Genomic DNA, 19,172 nt, shown 5'->3' with positions numbered 1-19,172 from the left:
CAGCTTTGAAGTGATTAGTCTCTATTTTTCAACTTTTCCAAAAGTTTTCTTCTATTTTCTAGATTGATTTTTTCTTTCAATTCATAAGCTAATATTTTATTTGACTTAGTTTTAATATAATCTATTATAAATTGATAATCATTTGAAAAATTTTCACTTATCCTATCAAATCCATTTTTATCAATATATGCTTTTATTTTTTTTAATCTATCATCAACCAATACTTGATCGAAAAAATCTTCAAATTCCTTATAATCATCTCTTTGATTTAAATACAATCTTAAAGTTTCAAGTTCATTAATTGGAATTTCATAATTTTTTCTTTCGACAATTATTTTTTGTTTTTGGTTGTAATTTTTAAAATTATTATCATTAGAAAAATTTTCTTTATTATTTTTATGAGTCTTTTTGTAGTTATCATTATACTTTAAGACAGATTCTTTTAAAGTAGCTTTATCTATATCAAACAGTTTGCTTACATTATTTATGAAAATTTCTCTAGTAAGATCTGACTTGATTGATGCCAAAAATTCGATAAATAAATTTAATTTTTCAAATTTCTCATTATCCTTACTTTTTGCATACAAGTCCAGAATTTTATTGTACTTGTAATTATAAACATCACTAGCCACATCCATCTTTTTTAAAAAGGCATCTCTTCCATATTTTTTTACAAAATCGTCAGGATCAAGGCCCTTTTCTAGAGAAATAATATTTGGTTTTATACCTTCATCTAAAAGTATTTCGATTGCCCTATCAGTTGCTTTAATTCCTGCATTGTCCTCGTCATAGCAAATATAAACATTTTTGGCATATCTTTTCAAAAGTTTTGCCTGATCATTTGTAAGACTTGTTCCAAGGCTTGCAACAGCTTGGTCAATTCCTTGATTGTTTAAACCAATTACATCCATATAACCTTCAACCAAAATAATATCCTTACTTGCCTGTTTTTTAAAAATATTTAAACCGTAAAGGTTATATCTTTTTTTAAAAACTTGACTTTCTGGTGAATTTAAATATTTTGGCATGGTTGAATCTATACTTCTTCCACCAAAGCCAATCACTTTTCCATAGTGATTTATAATTGGAAAAATCAACCTATTTCTATACTTATCATAATATTTTCCGTTTTGAGATTTTTTAATTAAGCCCAAATTTTCAATATCATCCAGCAGATAATCTTTCTTTTTTACATAATTTAATAAGTCATCCCAAGAATTTTTAGCAAAACCCAACATAAAGGTATTTACAATATTTGACCTAAAGCCCCTATTTTTCAAATAAATTTGTCCAGCCTTATCAGTCAATAAATTTTTGTAAAAATACATCATAATATCTTTGTTAATATCAAAATACCTATTTAAAATTTTATTTTCCTTTGAAGATTTTGAATCATCAAGTTTTATGCCGGCCTTGTTTGCCAAATATTTCATGGCATCAATATAGGAAAGTCCTTCTTTGTGCATAATAAAAGAAACAACATCACCGCCTTCGCCACAACCGAAGCAATGAAATAATTGTTTCTTGTCATCAACTGTAAAAGATGGTGTCTTTTCGTTGTGAAAAGGACACAACCCCTTATAGGAGTTACCAGATTTTTTTAAATCTACATAATCACCAATAATTGCCACAATATCTGAATTTTCTAAAATTTGATTTTTTTTCTCATCAGATATAAACACCATTAAACCACCCCTTGATATAAACCCTATTATACTTTTGTAAAATTTTTCTTCAATAAATTAAAATAAAAAGCAAAAAAATAAAAATCCTAATAAATTAGGATTCTCATTTAAAAAATTTTTTTAATTATTTTTTCTTGGCCTTTTGAATATGGTGGATATTTTATTTTTATATCGATATTATTTGACCTAATCATTATAGATTTTCTATTTGAAAAATTCATAAAGCCAAATTTACCATGATATCCTCCCATTCCACTTTCTCCAACTCCTCCAAATTCTAGATTTGGGTTTGTTAAATGCATTATTGTATCATTAATACATACTCCACCAGATGATAAATCATAAGTAAGTCTATCAATATGGTCTTGATCTTCACTAAAAATATACATTGAAAGAGGTTTATCCATTTTTTGTAATTTTTTAATTATTTCAAAAATATCTTCGTATTCGATTACTGGAAGAATTGGTCCAAAAATTTCCTCCTCCATAATTTTATTTGAAAAATTTACATTATTTATTATGGTTGGTTCGATTTTTAAAGTTTTTGAATTATAAAGTCCTCCAGTATAAATATCTTGTCCTTCCATCAAATAAACAAGCCTATCTAAAGCTTTTTTGTCAATTATTCTTGGATAATCAGGATTTTCTAAAGCCCTATCTCCAAAAAATTCATATATAGCTTGCTTCATTAGCCTTAAAAGTTCATTTTTCACATCCTTGTGAACCAATAAATAATCTGGAGCCACACAAGTTTGACCGCTATTTAAAAGTTTTCCCCAAATAATTCTTTTTGCAGCAAATTTTAAATTCGCACTCTCATCAACAATACAAGGAGATTTGCCACCAAGTTCAAGTGTAACTTTGGTCAAATTTTCACTTGCTTTTTTCATTATAATTCTTCCAACTTTTGAAGATCCTGTGAAAAATATATGGTCATACTTGTAAGATAAAAGCTCGTCATGACTTATTTTTTCGTTATCAACGCAATAAATAAAAGACCTATCAAAATTATTATCCAAAATTTTTTTAATAATTTTTGATGTGTAGGCTGCCTTTCTTGAAGTTTTTAAAATTACTGTATTTCCACTTGCTATTGCATTAATTATTGGATCAATCGCAAGTAAAAACGGATAATTCCAAGGAGAAATCACAAGAGTTATACCCAAAGGTTCATATCTTGTAAAAGATTTTCCAGGCATAGCTTCCATATTTGTAATCTCTCTTTTATCTTTCATCCAATTAGATAAATTTTTTAAAGCAAAATCAATTTCTGAGTGAGCACCTGCAATTTCAGAAAAATAAGCTTCTGTTGCTGATTTATTTAAATCCATTTTTAAGGCATGTAAAATTTCATTCTTATTTTTGTTTATAGAATTTTTTAAATTTATTAAGGCTTTTTTTCTAAAATCTTCAGTATTAGTTAAGCCCGTATTAAAAAATATTTTTTGCTCTTCAATAACTTTTCCTAATGTTTTCATATTTACCTCTCTTTTTCTTCCTATACCCAATTTTTCCCAATTAAAAAACACCAACTTAAAATTAAGCTGGTGAATATTTTAAAATTAAGTTTATTGATTTATAATTTTCTTTTTAATAAATCTTTTATTTCCATTCTTCAACTTCAACTTTCTCGAGTATTTTATAAATCAATTCTTTTTCTGCAATATCTGGACTAAAGGCTGTTGCACTTCCACAAGCAATTGCAAGTTTATATGAATCAAGTTTTGAAAGTCCTTTCATATATCCATAAATATATCCAGCAACCATGCTATCTCCGCTTCCTACAGAATTAATTAATTTTCCTTCAATTGGTTTTGCCTTATATGCAATACTGTTATCGATAAAGATTGACCCATCTTTTCCAAGAGAAACAATTACATTTTCTGCTCCTTGGTCAATTAATTTTCTTGCATATTTCACAATTTTTTCGTCACTATCAATTTCATCTTCAAAAATTTCACTAAGTTCATCCCTGTTCGGCTTTACCAAAAATGGTTTGTAAGATGAAAGATTAAATAATTTTTTGCCAGATGTATCAAGGGCAAATCTAACATTCTCCATTTCAAGCAAATTCACAATAACCCTGTAAAAATCATCTCCCAAGGATTTTGGAATTGAGCCTGAGATTATTACAAAATCATCTTCTTCTAGATTATCCAAATAATTTAAAAAATCTTCAATCTCTTCTTCTTTAATCTCAGGTCCTTGAGCATTAATCTCGGTTTCTTTTTCATATTTTAGTTTTACATTTATTCTAGAGTCATCAGAAATTTTTGTAAATTCTTCATCAATTCCTAAATTTTCTAATTTATTTTTAATAAATTCACCTGTAAAACCACCCAAAAAACCAATATTTACAGAATTTTCTCCAAGATTTTTTAAAAGTTTGGAAACCATGATTCCCTTTCCACCAGGATATTTTTCTTCACTTTTACTTCTTATAGTTTGTCCATCATCAAACTTATAAATTCTTAGAACATAATCAATAGATGGATTTAAAGTTAGCGTATAAATCATGAATCCTCCCTTATTAAATCTACATCTTCTATGTCACATATTTTAGAAAAATAAACTTTTCCAAATTTTGATTTATCTATTAACATTATTGATCTTTTCGATCTTTTTATCGCAGTATTTTTGATTATTGCTTCGTCTGGATCGTGAGTTGTAAATTCTCCATCACAATAACCATTTGCTCCGATGAAACATAAGTCGAAATTATACTTTAATAAATTTTCCAAAGCTTGCTCACCGATTACTGCATTTGTTTTGTTTTTAATATTTCCGCCTAGAAAAATTGTTTTGATATTATTTTTTGCGAGTTTTTCTAAATGCATAATTCCATTTGTTATTACAACAGAATCTTTTGGTAAATAATCTATAATTTGATTTACAGTGGTACCTGCGTCCAAATAAATATATTTACTATTAAAAATTTCTTTTGAAGCTTTTTGAGCGATTTTTATTTTACTTTCAATATTTGACACAACGTTTTTATCATAAGATTTTTCTTCAAACTCAATATTTGCAAGTACTGCTCCACCATGAACTCTTTTAATATCACCCCTTTTTTCGAGATAATCTAAATCTCTTCTCAAAGTAGATTCGCTAACATTAAGATTTGTTATTAAATACTTATTAGAAACTTGCCTTTGTTTTTTTAAAATGTTTAAAATAATTTCAATTCTTTTTTCAAATATCATTTGCTAATATTATAATGCAGCTTCAACCAAAGTCAATCATTTTCATTCATTTTCTATCAAAATTTGAATTTAATTATTTTTATTGTAAAATCTATAAAAAAATAAAGGAGAAAAATAATGAAATTACTAATTCAATGGCTAGTAAATGCTATTAGTCTTTATATACTTGATATTTTGTTTTCAGGAATATCATTTACAGAAAATAAAGCTATAATTATTACTGCTTTACTTTTAGTATTTGTTAATGCAATTATAAAACCAATTTTAAAACTATTGTCACTTCCCTTAACTATTATAACTTTAGGATTATTTTCTTTTATTGTGAATGCAATAGTTTTACAAACAGCCTTCAACTTATCAAGTGGAGCTATGATTGATTCATTTTCTACTGCAATTTTTGCATCAATAATTCTTGCAATTATAAATCCTGTAATAGAAGATTTGTTTCAAAAAAAATAAGGACCTTGTTTTTCAAGCGTCCTTATTTTTTTATGAAAGTTTAAATTCTTTTTCATCATTTTTTAATTCTTTTTCTTTTATTTTTATATCGTCAATTCTAATAAACCTGTCGTGAGCCAGCCTATCCAAAAAAATATCTATTTTTTCTTGATTTCCTTGAACATTTACTTCGACATCACCGTCATATAAATTATAAACATCTCCCGTAAGTCCAAGTTCATTTGCAATCATGTAGGATTTGTATCTGAAACCAACTCCTTGAACTCTTCCTTTAAAAATCATATTATATCTTTTCATTTTTTTCTCCTTATTAATTTTTTACCCATAAAAAAATATTTTTTCTTTACAAAAATTAATTTAGCAATATAATAAAAATAGATACCCCCACAGGGTGTTAGTTAGGAGGTAAAATGAAAGAACGCTTTGATGTTACTGGAATGACTTGTGCATCTTGCCAAGCAAACGTAGAAAAAGCTGTAAGAAAATTAGGTGTTGTCGATGTAAGTGTAAATCTTGTTTCAGAAACTATGAATGTTTCCTATGACAAGGAGAAAATTTCTGAAGATGATATTATAAAAGCCGTCGAAAAAATCGGCTACGGAGCTAGTCCAAAAAATATAAAAAGTGATAATTCAAAAAATATTGAAAAAAATAATCATTTTAATGAAGAAAAAGAAGTTAAAGATAGATTAATTATTTCTTTTCTATTTATGGTTCCGTTGATGTATATTTCTATGGGACACATGATTTCTCTTCCCCTTCCAAAATTTTTAATGGGAAGTGAGGGCAGCGTAAATTTTGCTTTTAGTCAATTTTTATTGGCTCTTCCAATTATTTTTGTAAATAGGATTTTTTATATTTCAGGTTTCAAGGGACTAATTAACAAGGCTCCAAATATGGATACTTTGGTTGGGCTTGGTTCTTTTGCAGGACTTGTTTATGGAATTTTTGCCATAATGAGAATGGCTTATGGACTTGGCTTTGGTGAATTTGAAATAGTTGAAAGTTATAGGAATAATTTATATTTTGAATCTGCAGCTATGATTTTGACTTTAATTACTCTTGGCAAATATTTTGAAAAAAGATCTAAGGGTCAAACAAAAAAATCCTTGGAATCTTTGATGGATCTTGCTCCAAAAAAAGCAAGAGTTTTAAAAGATGACAAGGAAGTTGAAGTTTTGGTAGAAGATTTAAAAAAAGGAGATTTGATTTTAGTTCGTCCTGGTGAATCAATAGCAGTTGATGGAATAATTAAAGAAGGCTCATCTCTTGTAGATGAATCTGCCATAACAGGCGAATCAATGCCGGTAAATAAAAATATTGGTGATGAAGTAATTTCTGCAACTATTAACAAGCAAGGATCTTTTGTTTTTGAAGCTACAAAAGTTGGTGAAGATACAACTCTTTCAAAAATAATTGAACTTGTAAATGATGCCAACGAAACAAAGGCTCCAATAGCAAAACTTGCTGATAAAATTTCTGCAGTTTTTGTTCCAGCTGTAATAATAATTTCTATTTTAACATTTATTACTTGGATGTTTTTAGGATATGGATTTGAATTTTCATTAAACCTTGCAATTTCAGTTTTGGTAATTTCTTGTCCTTGTGCTTTAGGACTTGCTACTCCTATGGCAATAATGGTTTCAACTGGGAAAAGTGCTCAATTTGGACTTTTATTTAAAAACGCTGAAAGTCTAGAAAATCTTCACAAGGTTGATACAATTTTACTTGATAAAACTGGAACAATTACTGAAGGAAAACCACAAGTTACAGATTTTAAAACTGAAATAGATGAAAATGAATTTATAAAAATAATAAGCTCAATTGAAAATAATAGCGAACATCCCCTATCAAATGCAATAAATGAATATGCAAAAGAAAAAAATATTGGGACAGAAAAAATTGAAGAATTTGAATCAATTTCCGGCAAGGGAATTAAGGCAAAATATAAAAATAAAATTTATTTTGGTGGAAATATTTCTTTAATGAAAGATCAAAATATAAATTTAAATTCTTATGAAAAAATCGCTGATAAATTTTCAAATGAGGGAAAAACTTCCATGTACTTTTCTGATGAAAAAAATGTAATAGGAATTGTTGCCGTTCAAGATAGGCCAAAATCTTTATCAAAAATTGCAATTGATGAGATGAAAAAAATGGGCTATGAAGTTAGGATGATTACAGGCGATAATGAAAAAACCGCTGAAGCTATAAGAAAATCCTTAAACATTGACGAAAAATATGCAGAAGTTTTGCCCCAAGATAAGGAAAAAGAAGTTAAAAAACTTCAAAATCAGGGTAAAAAAGTATTGATGGTTGGAGATGGAATTAATGATGCACCAGCCCTTGCAAGAAGTGATGTTTCTATGGCGATTGGAAATGGAACTGATGTTGCAATTGAATCAGCTGATGTGATTTTAATAAAAAATAATATCCTGGATATTGTTTCAGCCATAAAACTTTCAAAAGCAACCATAAAAACAATAAAAGAAAATCTATTTTGGGCCTTTTTCTATAATATTATTGGAATTCCCCTTGCTGCTGGTTTATTGTATCCAACTTTCGGATTGAAACTTTCACCAATGTTTGGTGCCTTTGCCATGAGTTTATCATCAGTATTTGTTTGTTTGAATTCTTTAAGACTTAGAGGATTTAAGGCTGATTTTGAAAATGAAGAAAAAATAAAAGAAATTTTAGAAGAAGAAAAAAATAAAAATAATAAGGAGAAAAAAATGAGCGAACTAAACAAAATGATAGTAAGAGTAAATAATATGTCTTGTAACCACTGCAAAAATCGTGTAGAGGAAGTTTTAAAAAGTATTGCAGGAATTGAAAATGCAGAAGTAGATTTAGATGAAAAACTTGCAAATGTTGAATTTTTTGGAGCAATTGACGAAGAAGAAATAAAAGAAAAAATCAATGATGCAGGATATGAGTTTGTAGGTATAGAGTACAAATAAAATGCAGGCTGATAAAGATAAAACATTAAGAAAATTAAAAACTGTTAGAGGACAAATTGACGGTTTAATTAAAATGGTTGAAGATGATAGGTATTGTATAGATATATCAAATCAATTAATGGCATCAATTTCAATTTTAAAAAATATAAATTCAGACGTACTCTCCTCCCATCTTGAACATTGTGTCTACCATGCCCTTGATGAAAAAAACGAAGATGGAATTGAAAAAATTGAAGAGATTGAAAAAATTATAAAAAAATTATCCAAATAAGATGTTTGTTTAACAATTTTTGGGGTAACAATGTAAAGTAGGAAGTATTTAATACTAAAAAATTTAAAGGAGAAAATTATGGATAAAATTGAAAACAAAGACGTTCAAGCTGAATATGCTAATGAAGTAAGTGAATATACAATTAATGATAATGTAATTGCAAAAATTGCAAAAAAAGTTTTGGTAAAAACTGACGGTGTTTTAGAATTGAAAAAAAATGTATTTTCATCAATAGCTGATAATTTTACAGACGGTGAAAATACTTCAGGAATCTCAATTGACGTTGATGACGCTAAAAACGCAGTAGTAAATACAAAAATTATTCTTGAATATGGTAAAAAAGCTCAAGAAGTATTTGCTTCATTAGATAGAAATATCAAAAAAGAAGTTTATACACTTACAGGTATAAACGTACAAGCTGTTAAAGCTGAAATAGTTGATGTTTTAACAAAAGAAGAATTTGAAGAAAAAAATTCAAAAAATAAAGATGAAGAATAAATTTAAAATTTAAAAGAGTGCAAAATGCACTCTTTTTTTTTATTATTTTTAGAAATTTTTAATCATTTCCATTAGTCCAGTATTTTTTTCTAAAATTTTAAAAATTATAACACCAATTATAGATACAACTATAAATTCACTCATCATAAATTGTAAAAGCATGATTATAAATGCAGTTGATGAATCTAATAAAAGGTAAGTTCCTATAGCTGGTATAAACATAAATAAAACTGGGAATAATGATGCTATAAATAAATTTTTTTGCCTAATAATTAGGGAAAATGCCAAAAATGAAGCAAAAGTTCCAAAAATTACATCAAATACTGCAATATCTGATGCGAAATTAGCCAAAAAACATCCCAACAAAAGTCCTGGTATAAATCTTCTGTTGTAAAATACCAATAAAACTAGTATTTCACTAAACCTCAATTGAATTGGCCCGTATGCTAGTGATGGGAACATTAAAGTAATTACAGCATAAAGGGCTGCGATCGCAGCTGACTTAACTAAAAAATTTGTATCCTTAAAATTATATCTTTGATTAGACATATATACCTCCTTGATTTTTTTTGTGGATGGGTCCCAAGTAAACATCCTTTTACCATTATAACAAAATTTTTTTAAAAATAAAGTTTCAAAATTTTAAATAATTTAAATTTGTCATTATTTTCTGATATAATTAAGTTTAAGAAAAGGTGAAAATATGAAAAAAATTATATTAATCTTATTATTAATTTTTCCACTGTCAGCTTGCTCGACAAAGGAAAAGAGTGAAATAAAAAATGAAAATTTTTCAAATACATTAAGAGATGTTGAATTTATTACAAAAAAATATATAAATCATGATAAAAACGCCAAGGCAAATATGCTTTCAATTATAGATAAGGACATGTATCACCAAGCAAAAATCAAAACCAATAAAGATAAAGATTTAAAATCATACATTAAGGAAAAATCTTCTGGAAATAATAAATTAAAATGGATTTATGATAATTTCGATAAATTAACTTATGGCGAAAAAGTTTTAGTTGGAAATGATGATGATGCTTGTGATTTTGTTTACAATAGCCATAATAATAAAAATGACTTTAATTTTTATGATGGGCAAACAATTAATTTACATAGAAAAACTCCATTCTATCTTCAGTGGGACAACAGATGGGCTTATGATAAACTAATTGATGATGATAATATAGGAATTGCAGGTTGTGGTCCAACTTCCATGTCAATGGTTTTATCTAGGCTTTTAGATGATGAAAAAATAAATCCAAAAGTAATTGCAAAAGATGCAAAAAATCATATGACTGAAGATGGAGTGTATTGGTCTTTTTTTGAATTTGAAGCAGATAAATATAAAGTCAAAATTAAAGATATTGAAAATACTGAAAAAGATATAAAACAAGCTCTAAAAAAAGGTCCAATAATTATTTCTGTAAAACACGGTTATTTTACAACCGGCGGTCATATTATGGTAATAGACTCTGTAAAAGATGATAAATTTTTAATTAATGATCCAAATTCTATAAAAAATTCAAAAATTGAGTGGCCATATCAAGATATACAAGATCAAATTGTAAAACTTTGGCTAATTTATAAATAATTTCAATCTTGTTGACAAATTATTTTTAAAATGGTATTATTAATAAGTCAGCAAGTTAGTGCCATTAGCTCAGTTGGTAGAGCACCTGACTCTTAATCAGGGTGTCCAGGGTTCGAATCCCTGATGGCGCACCAGTTTTTAAGCTGTTGTAAAATAAATTATTTTGCAACAGCTTTTTTATTTGAAATATTTTTGTTTTTTTAATCTTAGACATTTTAATTTTTTTCCTATATAATATTATAGAAAATGAACGATATCTTGAAGAATCGTATCAGGAGGTAACATGAATAACAAAGAAAAAACACGCAAGATGGTAACTGTGGCTATGCTTGGTGCAATCACTATAGTTTTAGGATTGACTCCAATGGGATACATTCCCCTAGGCCTAATAAATATTACGACCATGCACATTCCAGTAATTATAGCAGCAATTTTGGAAGGACCAATTGTTGGAGGCCTTGTAGGATTTATTTTTGGTCTATCTTCAATAGCAAATGCAATGCTAAGACCAGGTCCAATTTCATTTGTATTTTATAATCCAATAATTTCAGTTTTACCAAGAATTTTAATAGGAATTTTTGCAGGACTAACATTTTTGGCTTTAAAAGATAAAAGTAATGAAAAAATAAGGAAAGTTTCCTTATTTTTGTGGACAATTTTAACAGGATTTTTGCTATATTTAGTTTATTATAATTTAAGCCACCAAGCAAAAATTTATCAAATAGTTATTTCAATAATTATTACAATCATTGCAATTTCTATGCTTTATTTGACTTTTAAAAATAAAAATTCAAATCTTTCAGTTGCTATAGCATCTTTTGTTGGAACAATGACTAATACACTTTTTGTAATGGGCTTTATATATTTATTTTATGCAGAAAAATATGTAACGGCCTTGGGAATTTCAGTTGAGGCTGCAAGAAGCACAATTTTTGGAGCAATTATTACAAACGGACTTCCAGAAGGAATCATGTCAATCGTTTTGGTTTCTGCAATAGTAAAAGCAGCAAGAAGAAAATAAAAATATCCCTCAGCAAATTTTTGCTGAGGGATTTTAAATTAATTATTTTTAATTATTTCAGTTGCAAGTTCAAGCATATCGACTGCCAAATAATAATTATCACCAAGTAGGTCATAAACTAAATCTTCAGAAAATATTCCTTGACTTATTTCAGGATCAATTTTTCCTTGGTTTGATTCATCAAGGTCATCCATATATTCTTGTGAAGAATAATAATCAGAAAGTTTCTTGTAATCTTTTTGACTTTCCTTAAATTTTTCAAGAGCTTGTCTAAACTCTTCTACGGCTTTGGAATTTTTATTTAAAATTTCTTCCATTTCTTTAATTTTTTTAATATCTGCCATATTTTTCCATCCTTTATAAGATACTTTACCTAAAATATATACCCATTTTTAAAAATTATTTATACATTAGATTTTTTAATTATTTCTTTTAAAGTTTTGGCACTTTCTTTCATTCTTTCATCTTCAGTATCTGTTAGTGGAACTTCCAAAACCCATTTTATTCCATCTTTTCCTATAACTGAAGGAACTCCTATATAAATATCATTTAAACCATATTCCCCATCAAGATATGATGAAGTTGAAAATACAGAATTTTGATCGTTTATTATAGCTTCAACTATCCTTGTTAGAGCCATACCGATTCCATAAAATGTTGCGCCTTTTTTATCAATAATTTCGTAGGCCGCATTTTTAACCTTTTCAAAAGTATCCAACAATTCTTTTTCATCAGTATCACTGTGAGTTTTTACCCATTCGTACAAAGGCATTCCACCAACATTTGTGTGTGACCAAACTGCAAATTCGCTATCTCCATGCTCACCCATAATAAAAGCTTCAACACTTCTTGGATCAATTCCTATTAAATTTGCAATTTCTTTTTTAAATCTTGATGAGTCTAGAGTTGTTCCAGTTCCTATAACTTTATTTGCAGGAAATTTTGAATATTTCCAAGTTGCATAGGTTAAAATGTCTACAGGATTTGATGCAACCAAAAATATTCCATCAAAACCACTTGAAACAATTTTTTCAATCATATCTTTAAAAATTTTGAGATTTTTTTCTATTAAATCAAGCCTTGATTCCCCAGATTTTTGTGGAATTCCAGCTGTAATTACAACAACTTCCGCATCTTTACAATCACTGTAATCTGCTTTATAAATATGTTTTGGATTTGTAAAAGAAAGAACATCGGAAAGATCCATTGCATCTCCCTCAGCCTTCTTCTCATTTATATCAATTATTCCCAATTCTCTTCCTACACCGAGAATTGTAGAGGCATAAGCAAAAGAACTTCCTACAGCTCCATCGCCAACTAAAATAATTTTACTATCTTTCATTATTCCTCCTATGTTTTAATTCCGAGTAAATCACTTCTAATTCTTTTTTATTATACTCCTTTTAGAAAGAAAATGATAATTGTTCTTAATTATTTGTAAATAAATTTGAATTATCCCTCAAATAAAATAATAAATTAATATAATCTTTTTGGTAAGGAACAAATTCTTTTTCATCAATTATTTGTAATAGCTCACTTCTACTAACAAATTTTGCATCCGCTACTTCCTCTTCTTGTAATTTCAATTTTTTAAGATCTATATTTTTATTTCTAATTATATAAACATCATCTATCCTAAAACCTGTATTAATTGAAATATTTGGATAAGCATTTGAAAAATCATATTTAATTCCAAGCTCCTCAAATAATTCTCTTGAAGCCGAAATTTGAGAACTTTCTCCACTTGAAACTGCACCAGAAACTGTCAAATCCCACAAATTTGGCCAAGATCTTTTGGATTTTGTTCTTTTTTGAATCAAAAGCCTTCCTTTTTTGTCAAAAATTAAAACATGAACAATAAGTCTGTATAGACCTCTTGGCACTATATCTCTTCTTTCGATTATATCTCCAGTTTTTTTCCTAAAATTATCATATAAATCTACATATTCTTTCATTATTCTCTCCTTCATTCCTTACATATACTTACCCATTTTTAAAAAATAAAAGCGGCATCTTCATACCGCTAATTAAAAAATAATTTTATTAAAAAAAATCCAAGAAAAATATGTAAAATCATAAAAATTGGAAGAAATATCATGAATTTTTTGTGACGAGTTTTATGATGGGTAATTTTCATTGTAATATACATAGAAAAAGCCCCTCCAATAAAGGCAAATGCCAATAAAATATTTTCTCTTACCCTTTTTCTTTTAAATTTTTTTGAAGCAACTTTATCGTAAATTACTAGGAAAATTGAAATTATAGAAACAAATATAAAATAAAATATTAAATATTTAATTTTCATTTTTTATCAAATCTTCAAAAATTTCTATAAATTTTTCTTTTTCATCAACAAAAATAGCATGACCAGAATTTTCAAATTTTATGAAATTTACCTTGTTTGGAAAATATTCAATACTTTTATAGGCATCATCAATTGGCACAACCATATCCTTGTCACCGTGAATCCATGTAACCTTTTTATTTATTTTTTCAATTAAGCCATCTCCATCTTCGCTCGTATTATTATAAGTTACCATTGCAAGGAGGGCTTCCAAAAAACACCTTTGTTTTAGAAAATCTTCAGCCATTTTTCTTAAATCATCAGGATTTGGGTCATTGACATTATAAATTGTTTGCCTAAATAAATCTTCAAAAAAATCAATATCCTTATCCTTTATCCCATTTAAAATAGGAACTGTAAAAGAATGGTCGTGCTTAATATTGAAATTTTTCAAAAAATTTGGAAGTTTTAATTTTTTATCATCTTCATTTGCATCCTTATCTTTCGGCATAACTAGACCCCTAACTCCGACAGATGCAATCAAAATTAATTGTTTTATTTTTTCAGAGAAAAGTCCTGCAAAATCCATGGCAACTTGACCGCCCAAAGACCAACCAACAAGAGTAAAATCTTCAATATTCAAAGAATCAACAAAATAATTCAAATCTTTCGCCCATTCATTCATTTTTTTGTGCTTATTTTCATAAGAACTTTCCCCATAACCAATAAGATCTGGAGCAAAAACTTCAATATTTTCATCAAGACTTTCCAATAAATCTTCAAAAAATTGAGAAGAAGATTGAAAGCCATGAATTAAAACCACCTTATTTTCACCATGACCAACATGTCTATAGGCCATAGTTTCGCCGTTATCAAGTTTTACATAATTTATTTTCATTTTTTTATTCACCTTCTATTAAAACTAGTCTTATTATATAAAGAAAAAAAATTTTTATCAATTTTATATAAGTTTATAAATTAAAAAAAAAGAAACTGTTGCAAATTTTATATTTTTCTGCAACAATTTCTAATTATTTTATATTTTTATTAAATTTTTAATAGATTCATATATTTTTTCTGCTATATATGGATTGTTCATTGTATACAAGTGAATTCCATCAACTCCTGATGAAATTAAATCAACTATTTGGTCTACTGCATAGGCAATTCCACAATCTCTCATGGCAGTTTTATCATTTTCATATTTTTTCATGATTTTTAAGAATTTTTTTGGAAGTTTTATACCATTTAAACTTATCATTTTTTCTATTTGTTTTTTATTTATAACCGGCATAATACCAGCTTGTATTGGCACATTAATTCCAGCTAAATCACACATGTCTCTAAACCTATAAAAATCTTCATTGTCAAAAAATAATTGAGTTACAAGACTATCACAACCTGCATCAACTTTTTTTCTTAAATTTTTTATATCTTCTACAAGATTTAAACTGTCAATATGACCTTCTGGATAAGCTGCAGCCATGACGTAAAAATCTCCCTTTTCTTTTATAGCCCTTATTAGATCTGAGGCATGTTCATAATCTCCTTTTTTATAAGAAAATTCTGGTATGTCTCCTCTTAAAGCCAATATTTTATTTACATTTTTTTCTTTTAGAATATTTAATTTTTTTGTAAGATCTCCTTCACTTAAACCAATTGATATTAAATGAGCTACCGATTCTACACCTTGTTTTTTTATTTCACCAGCTATATCAAAAGTTCTTTTGCTAGTATCATTTCCTGCAGCTCCATAAGTTACAGATATAGATTCTGGTTTTAAATCTATTAATCTATCGATGGTGTTATAAATTGTTTCTATGGGCAAATTCTTTCTTGGTGGAAAAACTTCAAAACTTAAAACACAATTTCTACTTCCTATATTCATCTCTAAGCTCCAAACTTGCCCTTACTAAATTTTTAAGAGCCTTTACTGTTTCTTCTTCACCCCTGGTTTTTAGTCCACAATCTGGATTTACCCAAAGTTTTTTCGCATCAACTTTTTCAAGAATTTTTCTTAAAGTATTTTTAATTTCTTCAACTGAAGGTACTCTTGGTGAATGAATATCATAAACACCTGGTCCAACTTGTGTTTTAAAATTATTTTCTTTTAATGAATCAAGAATTTTTAGATTTGATCTTGAAGCTTCAAAACTAATTACATCTGCATCCATTTGATCAATAGATTTTATTATATCTGTAAATTCAGAATAGCACATATGTGTATGGATTTGGGTTGTAGCCTTACAATCAGAATGTACTAATCTAAATGCAGGAATTGCCCAATCAAGATATTGGCTAAACCAATCTGATTTTCTTAATGGCAATTTTTCCCTAAGAGCTGCTTCATCAATTTGGATAATATTTATTCCAGCTTTTTCTAAATCTAAAACTTCATCTCTAATGGCAAGAGCTATTTGATAAGTTGATTCTTTTACAGATATATCTTCTCTTGGAAAAGACCAATTTAAAATTGTAACAGGGCCAGTAAGCATTCCCTTGATTGGTTTTTTTGTCAAAGATTTTGCATATGATGACCATTTTACAGTGATTTTTTCTTCTCTTTTTATATCAGACCAAATAATTGGTGGTTTTACACATCTTGTACCATAAGATTGAACCCAAGCTTTTTTTGTAAACAAATAACCTGATAAATGTTCACCAAAATATTCTACCATGTCATTTCTTTCAAATTCACCATGAACCAATACATCAAGTCCCAAATCTTCTTGTAGCCTTATACATTCTTCAATTTTTTTGTAATTAAATTCTTCGTACTCTTCTTTTGATATTTGACCATTTTTATATTTTTTTCTATTTCTTTTTACATCTATAGTTTGTGGGAAAGATCCAATAGTTGTTGTTGGGAATAATGGAAGATTTAATTCTTCTTTTTGAATTTCCTCTCTTTTTTCAAAAGAATCTCTTCTTACAAAATCTGAATCTTTTAAATTTTCTATCCTATCTTTCACTTCCCTATCACAAAGATTTTTTCTATCATCAAAAAGTTTTTTATTTTCGATGAAATTTTTATCAAATTTATAATCTAAATCAACTAATTTTTTCAAATCATTTAATTCTTCTAGCTTTTCATAGGCAAAGGCAAAATGTTTTTTATATTTTTCATCCAATTCGTCTTCAAAATCTACACTATAAGGAACGTGAATTAAAGAAGATGAAGCTTGGATTACAAAATCTATTTCTTTTTCCTTTAATTTTTCAATTATAGCTAAAGTTTTTTCATATGAATTTTTCCAGATATTTTTTCCATTTATAAGTCCTGCAAATAAAGTTTTATCTTTATTAAATCCATATTTTTCAATTAGGTCTAAAGTTTTTCTTCCTTCTATAAAATCAAGACCAATACCATCAAAATCTAGATTTTGCAAATCTTTATAAATATCTCTAACATCTCCAAAATATGTTTGAAGTATTATTTTAATAGAGCCTTTTTTAGCTAATATTTTTTTATAAGCTTCTACAAATAAGTCAATATCCTCTTTGCTTAAATCATAAACTAGGTAAGGTTCTTCAAATTGAAGAGTTTTAAGACCAAGTTCTTGGAATTTTTCAATATAAGAAATATAAACATTAATAAAATCATCTTTAAAATCATTTATATTTTTTTCTCCCTTATAATCTAATAATTTCAAAAATGTAAAAATACCAATAATCGTTGATTTTGTTTCAAAACCTAACTCTTTTGCTTCTTTATATTGGTCAAAGGCTTTTGTTGAATTTAATTTTATTTCAGTATCATCTTCAATTTCTGCAACCATGTAGTGATAATTTGTGTTAAACCATTTTTTCATTGAAAGGGCCTTTACATCAAGACCATTTTTTTGATAGCCTCTAGCCATTGCAAAATATGTATCGATATCAGATAAATTTAATTTTCTATACCTTTTAGCTATAACATTAAAGGTAAAAGCTGTATCTAAAAATAAATCATAATAAGAAAAATCGTTTGATACTATGTAATCTAATTTTTTTTGTTTTTGCCAAGCATTTTTTCTAATTTCTTTTGCAACACTTTCAAGCTCAGAAAATTTTATTTCATCTTTAAAATATTTTTCTGTAGCAAATTTTAATTCTCTATTTTCTCCAATTCTTGGAAATCCAATAATAGCTGTTTTCATTTCTATCTCCTTTTAAGCTTAAAAAAATAAGCCATTGCTTTTTTTATTCTTTCGTACAGTATAAAGCAATATGGCTTATTAGTGTTAATACTTATTTTCTATTATTGGATATAGATTTTTTCTATACCACTTATTTTGAGAAATTTTCAATATATTCTTTTAAATATTTTATATAGGATTTGCTAATAAAATCAATCGGCCTATTTTTTAAAGAAATATAACCAATATCCATTTCTTCATCAGCATCTAATTTTTTTGCAATAATTCCAGTACCATTTAAATCTTTTGATAAAACTCCTGATGTTATGGTGTAGCCGTTAAGGCCAATCATCAAATTAAAAATTGAAGCCCTGTCAGTTACTACAATATTTTTTGGACTATATTCTGTTGGGAATAATTCTTCTGCAAAATAAAAAGAATTATTTTTATCTTGTTCATACAATAATCTTGGATATGATTTTAAATCTTCAAGACTTATATTATCTTTTTTTGCAAGTGGATTGTCTTTACTTATGAAAATATGAGGTTTAGCCTTAAAAATAGAATGAAATTCCAAATCTTCTCTTTCCAAAATTCCCAAAATTATATTTCTATTAAAATTTGAAAGATAGATTATACCAATTTGACTTCTCAAAGACTTTACATCTTCAATAATTTGAGAAGTTGTAGTCTCTCTCAATGAAAATTCATATTTATTTTCCCCATATTCTTTTACAAGCATAACAAAAGCATTGACAACAAAGGCGTAATGTTGACTTGAAATTGAAAAAACTCTTTTAGTAACTTCCTTTTTTTTGTAATTATTTTCCAAAAAATCTGCTTGTTCAACTACAGATCTTGAATATGCTAGAAAAATTTCCCCTTCTTCAGTTAATTTGACTCCCCTGTTTGTTATAGTAAATATTTTAATGCCCATTTCTTTTTCCAAATCAAAAATCGACTTAGATAAGGAGGGTTGGCTTACAAGCAAAGCCTTACTTGCTTTAGAAATTGAACCTTCTTCTACAATAGCAATAAGATATTTTAATTGTTGTAAAGTCATAAAAGCTCCT

General features: G+C 27.4%; 20 protein-coding genes and 1 tRNA gene. 7 read left to right on the top strand and 14 right to left on the bottom strand.

Annotation, left to right across the window (positions count from 1 at the left end; translation table 11 throughout):
• Positions 1-14: 14 nt before the first annotated feature.
• The 4 genes from dnaG to BN2087_RS05730 form a co-directional block, all read right to left on the bottom strand.
• Positions 15-1,685, bottom strand: coding sequence for a DNA primase (gene dnaG, locus BN2087_RS05745; RefSeq protein ID WP_049690874.1), 1,671 nt, complete (start codon positions 1,683-1,685; stop codon positions 15-17).
• A gap of 107 nt (positions 1,686-1,792) precedes the next feature.
• A complete protein-coding gene (locus BN2087_RS05740; RefSeq protein ID WP_049690873.1) occupies positions 1,793-3,163 on the bottom strand; it encodes an aldehyde dehydrogenase family protein in 1,371 nt (456 codons plus the stop codon).
• A 124-nt stretch (positions 3,164-3,287) separates the two neighbouring features.
• Entirely contained in the window at positions 3,288-4,202 is a 915-nt protein-coding gene (pfkB, locus tag BN2087_RS05735) for a 1-phosphofructokinase (protein ID WP_049690872.1), read from the bottom strand.
• A complete protein-coding gene (locus BN2087_RS05730) occupies positions 4,199-4,888 on the bottom strand; it encodes a DeoR/GlpR family DNA-binding transcription regulator (protein WP_049690871.1) in 690 nt (229 codons plus the stop codon). The genes pfkB and BN2087_RS05730 overlap by 4 nt, the downstream gene beginning before the upstream one ends.
• 117 nt (positions 4,889-5,005) lie before the next feature.
• On the opposite strand from BN2087_RS05730, the gene BN2087_RS05725 reads away from it, so the two are divergent.
• Complete coding sequence (locus tag BN2087_RS05725; protein ID WP_049690870.1) at positions 5,006-5,347, top strand: phage holin family protein; 342 nt, start codon at positions 5,006-5,008, stop codon at positions 5,345-5,347.
• Between the two features lie 30 nt (positions 5,348-5,377).
• On the opposite strand, the gene BN2087_RS05720 is transcribed toward BN2087_RS05725, so the two are convergent.
• Complete coding sequence (locus tag BN2087_RS05720; RefSeq protein ID WP_049690869.1) at positions 5,378-5,644, bottom strand: acylphosphatase; 267 nt, start codon at positions 5,642-5,644, stop codon at positions 5,378-5,380.
• A gap of 113 nt (positions 5,645-5,757) precedes the next feature.
• Between BN2087_RS05720 and BN2087_RS05715 the strand changes: the two genes are divergently transcribed.
• The 3 genes from BN2087_RS05715 to BN2087_RS05705 all read left to right on the top strand — a co-directional run bounded on the left by BN2087_RS05715 (position 5,758) and on the right by BN2087_RS05705 (position 9,076).
• Positions 5,758-8,307: a heavy metal translocating P-type ATPase gene (locus tag BN2087_RS05715; protein WP_049690868.1), complete on the top strand. Its 2,550-nt coding sequence runs from the start codon at positions 5,758-5,760 to the stop codon at positions 8,305-8,307.
• Position 8,308: 1 nt separating this feature from the next.
• Entirely contained in the window at positions 8,309-8,578 is a 270-nt protein-coding gene (locus tag BN2087_RS05710; protein ID WP_049690867.1) for a metal-sensing transcriptional repressor, read from the top strand.
• 78 nt (positions 8,579-8,656) lie between these two features.
• Positions 8,657-9,076, top strand: a complete 420-nt coding sequence (locus tag BN2087_RS05705; protein WP_049690866.1) for an Asp23/Gls24 family envelope stress response protein — start codon at positions 8,657-8,659, stop codon at positions 9,074-9,076.
• A gap of 48 nt (positions 9,077-9,124) precedes the next feature.
• On the opposite strand, the gene BN2087_RS05700 is transcribed toward BN2087_RS05705, so the two are convergent.
• The gene (locus BN2087_RS05700; protein WP_049690865.1) at positions 9,125-9,625 is read right to left on the bottom strand and encodes a QueT transporter family protein; all 501 of its coding nucleotides are present in this window, start codon (positions 9,623-9,625) and stop codon (positions 9,125-9,127) included.
• Positions 9,626-9,779: 154 nt separating this feature from the next.
• Here BN2087_RS05700 and BN2087_RS05695 point away from each other — a divergent pair, with 154 nt between their 5' ends.
• The 3 genes from BN2087_RS05695 to BN2087_RS05685 all read left to right on the top strand — a co-directional run bounded on the left by BN2087_RS05695 (position 9,780) and on the right by BN2087_RS05685 (position 11,697).
• Complete coding sequence (locus BN2087_RS05695; RefSeq protein WP_049690864.1) at positions 9,780-10,676, top strand: C39 family peptidase; 897 nt, start codon at positions 9,780-9,782, stop codon at positions 10,674-10,676.
• A gap of 58 nt (positions 10,677-10,734) precedes the next feature.
• Positions 10,735-10,810: transfer RNA gene (locus BN2087_RS05690), tRNA-Lys, on the top strand.
• Positions 10,811-10,959: 149 nt separating this feature from the next.
• Entirely contained in the window at positions 10,960-11,697 is a 738-nt protein-coding gene (locus tag BN2087_RS05685; RefSeq protein WP_049690863.1) for an ECF transporter S component, read from the top strand.
• 38 nt (positions 11,698-11,735) lie between these two features.
• On the opposite strand, the gene BN2087_RS05680 is transcribed toward BN2087_RS05685, so the two are convergent.
• The 8 genes from BN2087_RS05680 to BN2087_RS05645 all read right to left on the bottom strand — a co-directional run bounded on the left by BN2087_RS05680 (position 11,736) and on the right by BN2087_RS05645 (position 19,162).
• Positions 11,736-12,041, bottom strand: coding sequence for a DUF4298 domain-containing protein (locus BN2087_RS05680; protein ID WP_049690862.1), 306 nt, complete (start codon positions 12,039-12,041; stop codon positions 11,736-11,738).
• Positions 12,042-12,100: 59 nt separating this feature from the next.
• On the bottom strand, positions 12,101-13,039 hold the full coding sequence (locus BN2087_RS05675; RefSeq protein ID WP_049690861.1) for an L-lactate dehydrogenase: 939 nt from the start codon (positions 13,037-13,039) through the stop codon (positions 12,101-12,103).
• Positions 13,040-13,124: 85 nt separating this feature from the next.
• Positions 13,125-13,652, bottom strand: coding sequence for an NUDIX hydrolase (locus BN2087_RS05670; protein ID WP_049690860.1), 528 nt, complete (start codon positions 13,650-13,652; stop codon positions 13,125-13,127).
• 68 nt (positions 13,653-13,720) lie between these two features.
• On the bottom strand, positions 13,721-14,002 hold the full coding sequence (locus BN2087_RS05665) for a DUF1294 domain-containing protein (RefSeq protein WP_049690859.1): 282 nt from the start codon (positions 14,000-14,002) through the stop codon (positions 13,721-13,723).
• Entirely contained in the window at positions 13,992-14,879 is an 888-nt protein-coding gene (locus BN2087_RS05660; RefSeq protein WP_049690858.1) for an alpha/beta fold hydrolase, read from the bottom strand. Before BN2087_RS05660 ends, BN2087_RS05665 begins: the two co-directional genes overlap by 11 nt.
• A gap of 138 nt (positions 14,880-15,017) precedes the next feature.
• Positions 15,018-15,869 carry a methylenetetrahydrofolate reductase [NAD(P)H] gene (metF, locus tag BN2087_RS05655; protein WP_049690857.1) on the bottom strand — a complete coding sequence of 284 codons (852 nt, stop codon included), beginning with the start codon at positions 15,867-15,869 and terminating at the stop codon, positions 15,018-15,020.
• Positions 15,853-18,120, bottom strand: a complete 2,268-nt coding sequence (gene metE / locus BN2087_RS05650; protein ID WP_049690856.1) for a 5-methyltetrahydropteroyltriglutamate--homocysteine S-methyltransferase — start codon at positions 18,118-18,120, stop codon at positions 15,853-15,855. The genes metF and metE overlap by 17 nt, the downstream gene beginning before the upstream one ends.
• Positions 18,121-18,250: 130 nt before the next feature.
• Positions 18,251-19,162, bottom strand: a complete 912-nt coding sequence (locus BN2087_RS05645; RefSeq protein ID WP_049690855.1) for a LysR family transcriptional regulator — start codon at positions 19,160-19,162, stop codon at positions 18,251-18,253.
• Positions 19,163-19,172 lie beyond the last annotated feature (10 nt).

It is taken from the genome of Anaerococcus jeddahensis, assembly GCF_001182725.1.
Classification (GTDB): Bacteria; Bacillota; Clostridia; order Tissierellales; family Peptoniphilaceae; genus Anaerococcus; species Anaerococcus jeddahensis.
This window is presented reverse-complemented; position numbering and strand designations above follow the sequence as displayed.

Coding starts and splice junctions, on each gene's coding strand:
- dnaG (WP_049690874.1), bottom strand. CDS start 1,685: ATGGTGTTTATATCTGATGAGAAAAAAAATCAAATTTTAGAAAATTCA.
- BN2087_RS05740 (WP_049690873.1), bottom strand. CDS start 3,163: ATGAAAACATTAGGAAAAGTTATTGAAGAGCAAAAAATATTTTTTAAT.
- pfkB (WP_049690872.1), bottom strand. CDS start 4,202: ATGATTTATACGCTAACTTTAAATCCATCTATTGATTATGTTCTAAGA.
- BN2087_RS05730 (WP_049690871.1), bottom strand. CDS start 4,888: ATGATATTTGAAAAAAGAATTGAAATTATTTTAAACATTTTAAAAAAA.
- BN2087_RS05725 (WP_049690870.1), top strand. CDS start 5,006: ATGAAATTACTAATTCAATGGCTAGTAAATGCTATTAGTCTTTATATA.
- BN2087_RS05720 (WP_049690869.1), bottom strand. CDS start 5,644: ATGAAAAGATATAATATGATTTTTAAAGGAAGAGTTCAAGGAGTTGGT.
- BN2087_RS05715 (WP_049690868.1), top strand. CDS start 5,758: ATGAAAGAACGCTTTGATGTTACTGGAATGACTTGTGCATCTTGCCAA.
- BN2087_RS05710 (WP_049690867.1), top strand. CDS start 8,309: ATGCAGGCTGATAAAGATAAAACATTAAGAAAATTAAAAACTGTTAGA.
- BN2087_RS05705 (WP_049690866.1), top strand. CDS start 8,657: ATGGATAAAATTGAAAACAAAGACGTTCAAGCTGAATATGCTAATGAA.
- BN2087_RS05700 (WP_049690865.1), bottom strand. CDS start 9,625: ATGTCTAATCAAAGATATAATTTTAAGGATACAAATTTTTTAGTTAAG.
- BN2087_RS05695 (WP_049690864.1), top strand. CDS start 9,780: ATGAAAAAAATTATATTAATCTTATTATTAATTTTTCCACTGTCAGCT.
- BN2087_RS05685 (WP_049690863.1), top strand. CDS start 10,960: ATGAATAACAAAGAAAAAACACGCAAGATGGTAACTGTGGCTATGCTT.
- BN2087_RS05680 (WP_049690862.1), bottom strand. CDS start 12,041: ATGGCAGATATTAAAAAAATTAAAGAAATGGAAGAAATTTTAAATAAA.
- BN2087_RS05675 (WP_049690861.1), bottom strand. CDS start 13,039: ATGAAAGATAGTAAAATTATTTTAGTTGGCGATGGAGCTGTAGGAAGT.
- BN2087_RS05670 (WP_049690860.1), bottom strand. CDS start 13,652: ATGAAAGAATATGTAGATTTATATGATAATTTTAGGAAAAAAACTGGA.
- BN2087_RS05665 (WP_049690859.1), bottom strand. CDS start 14,002: ATGAAAATTAAATATTTAATATTTTATTTTATATTTGTTTCTATAATT.
- BN2087_RS05660 (WP_049690858.1), bottom strand. CDS start 14,879: ATGAAAATAAATTATGTAAAACTTGATAACGGCGAAACTATGGCCTAT.
- metF (WP_049690857.1), bottom strand. CDS start 15,869: ATGAATATAGGAAGTAGAAATTGTGTTTTAAGTTTTGAAGTTTTTCCA.
- metE (WP_049690856.1), bottom strand. CDS start 18,120: ATGAAAACAGCTATTATTGGATTTCCAAGAATTGGAGAAAATAGAGAA.
- BN2087_RS05645 (WP_049690855.1), bottom strand. CDS start 19,162: ATGACTTTACAACAATTAAAATATCTTATTGCTATTGTAGAAGAAGGT.